We start from the raw sequence: 4,671 nt of genomic DNA, 5'->3' as shown, positions 1-4,671 counted from the left end.
CCAGAAATGCTTGATATGCCATTTTACCACCCAGTAATTGAAGAAGGGTTACGCACCGCTCTTCGCGACTTAAACGCCAAACTTAAATTTGGCCCAGACATTGTAAATTCATGTATGGAATGTGGCCCAGGCGCATAGCCTATTTACCACACATACAAACTTGCTAAGCAAAAGCCAAAACATCTGTTTTGGCTTTTTTATGTATTTTTTTAAGCTGACCTCTCAAAAAAATTTAGTTGTTACACTTAATTGTTAATCGAACCAAAAAAGATAAAAACATCACCTAGTTCTAGCGCAATTTTCTTAACGTTAGATAGACTCTCTATATAAGCAGATTTGTATTATTTAATAAAGTTATCTCTGAGTAACGACACTACTTCGTTAGTACGACCATTTAGTACTGCTTTAAGGCCAAATAAAGCCGTAGAGGCTACCTGCCCTGCTTCTATTTTAGGCGGCATGACTAACTCCATTCTATTTACTTTTACTTCTAATAAAGCCGGTCCTTTTGCATCTAGCCATGCGCGCATCGTTGAAGGCAGTTCATCAGGGTCTGATACTTGCCAACTGTGCAAGCCAATTTGCTGTGCTAATAGAGCAAAATTAGGGTTCGAGAGACCTGTGTAACTATCAAGTAAGCCTTCTACCCTTTGCTCCATTTCTACAAAGCCGAGTGAGTCATTGTTAAAAATTAAAATTTTAACTGCTATTTTCTCTTGCACTAAGGTAAGTAAATCTCCCAATAACATGGTGATCCCGCCATCGCCACACATTGCTATTACTTGCCTATCAGGATATGCATTTGCAATTCCTAATGCCTGAGGATACGCATTTGCCATAGTACCATGCAATAAACTGGCTAAAAAACGGCGCTCTCCTGTAGCCTTTAAATGCCTTAATAACCAAACCATTGGACTTCCTCCATCGGCGGTAAAAATAGCATTATCAGTGGCCTGTTCACTGAGTAGCTGCGCCAGGTACTGCGGGTGAATAAGGTCAGAGTCGTGTTTTGCCTTTTTATTGTAGCCCTGAGTGTCTTTTTTCCACTGCTCAAGCGATTCATTCAAATGTCTATTATCTGATTTTTGTTCAAGTAGTGGGGTTAACGCAGCTAAAGTATCTTTAACATCGCCCACTAAACCAAGTTCGATAGGCGAACGGCGCCCTAAATGGTTAGCCTCTTTATTGATTTGCACAATACGGGCTTTTTCAGGGTAAAATTGGGTATAGGCAAAGTCAGAACCTAAGCAAATTAACAAATCGCAATCGCTCATTGCTTGCACTCCTGCAAGATTTCCTAAAATCCCTGTCATACCAATGTTAAAAGGGTTATTAGGCTCTACAAATTCTTTTGCTCGCGAACTATGAGCTATCGGAGCGTTTAACTTTTTTGCCAAAGTAATAAGTTGATCATGCGCCTTTCGGGCGCCAATACCTGCGTAAATGGTAATGCGCTTTGCATCGAGAATCATACCAGCAAGCTTTTTGAGTTCGTCGTCACTTGGACGAATAACCGGTTGAGGCTGGTGAACCGACCAAGGCAAATCATCATCTATTTTCTCCTTAAATACATCGCCATTAACTACAACCACCGCCACCCCCTTGTGTGCCAATGCCGCTTGAGCTGCCTGGGTTACGATACGCCGAGCTTGATCTGGGTGGCTAATACGCTTACAAAATACAGAGCACTGCTCGTAAATTTTGGTTTGGTCCAACTCTTGTGGAAAATCCATTCCTTCCTCCGCCCTATCAATGTTGGAGGCTATTAAAACAACAGGGGCACCATTACGGTGGCTTTCAAAAATACCATTTACAAAATGTAAGCTGCCAGGTCCACACGTTCCAGCACAAACAGCAAGCTGCTCTGTCATATAAGCTTCTGCACCGGCGGCAAAGCCACCTACTTCTTCATGACGTACATTGACCCACTTTAAATCGGTGTGCCTAATCGCATCAGTAAAATGATTTATTGTGTCGCCAACAATACCATAACAACGTTTTGCTCCCGCTTGTACGAGAGTGTCTGCTATAACGTGTGAAACTGTTGTACTCATTAGTAATGTCCTCTTTTATGTGCTAATAACGTTGTTCCCATTGCATCGGTTAAATTTTTAATTGGCTTAAATGTATCTTTAGAAGCAGCTTCCCACCAATCGCAATACGCTGTATCGCCAGGGGTATCAAGCAAACTGTTAGGAGGTAAAAATGGATGGACTTCCATAATTGACTTAGATTGTGCTGCATCTATGCGCGTTATAATTTGATGGGGATCTAACTCACTAGGATGAACGCCACCGCAGGAGCCCACAATTTCACCTAATGCAGCTAACGTTTTAGAATGAAACAGCGCTGCTCTTTGTGATTGTATTTCTATATCTAACGAGCGTTGGCGCTGTGGATCTTGGGTGGTGATCCCCGTAGGGCACGTCCCTTTGTCACAACGCTTAGCTTGCACACAACCAATGGAAAACATAAACGCACGCGCGGCATTACACCAATCAGCGCCTAAAGCAATATGCTTAGCCATACCCATACCATTATAAATTTTACCACTGGCACCGAGCTTTATATGCTTCCTTAACCCCGTACCCACTAACATATTTTGCATCATTACTAAACCATCCTCTAAAGGCATACCAACCCAATCCGACAATTCATTAGGTGCAGCGCCCGTACCGCCTTCTGCGCCATCGACCACAATAAAATCAGGGTAAATTTCAGTGCTAAGCATAGCTTTACCCAACGCCATAACCTCGTGGGGCATACCAACGCACAGCTTTAACCCTACTGGCTTACCGCCAGAAAGCTCACGCATATGTTGTGCAAATTCAAGTAGTTCAACGGGTGTTGAAAAAGCAGAGTGCCCAGCGGGCGACAAACAATCTTCATGAGCGGGAACTTTACGGGTGCGGGCTATTTCTTCAGTTACCTTAGAGCCTGGTAACAAGCCACCATGGCCTGGTTTAGCACCTTGACTGAGTTTTATTTCAGTCATTTTTACTTGTTCACTTTGTGCAGTATCAGCAAACTGCTTTGGATCAAAATTGCCGTGCTCGTCGCGACAACCAAAGTAGCCAGTGCCTAACTCCCATACAATGTCGCCACCATGCTTTTTATGATACTCACTAAGCCCTCCTTCCCCGGTATCATGATAAAAGTCACCTATTTTAGCGCCTTTATTTAATGCCTCAACTGCTCTACCCGATAATGCGCCGAAGCTCATTGCCGATATATTTAATAAGGATGCTTCATAAGGTTGGCTAGATTGCTCATTACCAATAGTTACCCTTGGCTTAGTATCTGGCTGAGATTTAGGTGCCATAGAGTGGCAAACCCACGTATAACCATCTTCTTTTACGTTGCGTTCTGTACCTAAAGGCCGCGTATCACTTTTACCTTGCGAGCGAGCATAAATAAGATTACGCGCTTCAAAACTGTAAGGTGTACCTTCTAAATCATCCTCCACAATGTATTGGCGTAAAAATGGTCGTAAGTCGTAAAATATGTGCCTTATCCATGCTATTACCGGATAATTTCTAAGCAACGTGCTACTAGTTTGCAACCTGTCTTTAATGCCTAGTGCCACAAAAAAACCAGCAATAATGATGACGAATATTGAGAGGTAATTATAAGGATTTAAAAACAGAACTAGCACTAACACAATCAATGCACTGATCGGTAAAAAAGCGCGCATTAATAAATGAAAAAAAGAAGCCATTTGTTTCATTATCGTATTTCCCTTTCTTTTGAGTGAGCAAAAGCAAGGTGAAAGCATATACTAACCCAAGCTCGAGCAATTAATAATCTACTCTAGGGACACACTATAATAAGCAAACTGAACAAAAACTGATGAAAGAGACTAAAAAAGGAACAAACAAAATGGGCTACGCTCAATCAACTAATAGCAATTGCATTAAATAAGTGATCTATTATAGCGCTAAGAAAATAGCACAATGACAAGGCAAAATTGTGATGTATAAAGTCAAAATTTGATGATCATATACAAAGCTCCTAGAGTTTTTCGATATAGTTGTGTTGACCAAGACATAAACGTTATCAGAGGAGCTTAGTATAAAACTATATGGTGGGGTGGAGTTGACTTGCATTCAAATAATAGTGTAATTCCTATCATTAATGAACAGGGTGAAACGCTTAACTGCAATCGTTTAAATAATGACATCTCTGTCATTTTATCTTTTTAGCCCCTTATAAATACAAGCTAGCAGGACTTGTTGTTGAATCAACATTTAATTTGTATTGGTTAGTTGATGCATTAATAGCTGCAAAGTTTAAACTTCACTTAGCGAATCCAGCTGCAACCCAGCAATACTCTGGTTAAAAATATACCAACGAGCATAGTGATGCACGCCGGTTAGCTGAAATGCTAAGTCTAGATATACTCTCTGGAGGCTATATTTATCCCCGAGAACTCAGGGCTGTTCGAGATTTAATACACAAACAAATGGACATTGTTCAACAGTCCACTAAAAACTTATTATCGGTGTAAAGTTGTTATATGCGTCATCTTGGTTATAAGCTCGGTAGCAACAAAATGACCGTACCAGAAATGCTTGATATGCCATTTTACCACCCAGTAATTGAAGAAGGGTTACGCACCGCTCTTCGCGACTTAAACGCCAAACTTAAATTTGGCCCAGACATTGTAAATTC

Annotated in this window: 2 protein-coding genes; both read right to left on the bottom strand. The window is 41.2% G+C overall.

Features of this window, described 5'->3' with window-relative positions; translation table 11 throughout:
• Positions 1-341 precede the first annotated feature (341 nt).
• Entirely contained in the window at positions 342-2,054 is a 1,713-nt protein-coding gene (locus H5090_RS20340; RefSeq protein ID WP_165723556.1) for a thiamine pyrophosphate-dependent enzyme, read from the bottom strand.
• The gene (locus H5090_RS20335) at positions 2,054-3,727 is read right to left on the bottom strand and encodes an FMN-binding glutamate synthase family protein (RefSeq protein WP_220490830.1); all 1,674 of its coding nucleotides are present in this window, start codon (positions 3,725-3,727) and stop codon (positions 2,054-2,056) included. The genes H5090_RS20340 and H5090_RS20335 overlap by 1 nt, the downstream gene beginning before the upstream one ends.
• Between the last annotated feature and the right edge of the window lie 944 nt (positions 3,728-4,671).

The sequence above is a fragment of the Pseudoalteromonas sp. SR43-5 genome (assembly GCF_014163835.1).
In the GTDB taxonomy this organism is placed as follows: Bacteria; Pseudomonadota; Gammaproteobacteria; order Enterobacterales; family Alteromonadaceae; genus Pseudoalteromonas; species Pseudoalteromonas distincta.
The sequence above is the reverse complement of the archived record's forward strand: the minus strand, read 5'-3'. Positions and strand labels throughout refer to the sequence as shown.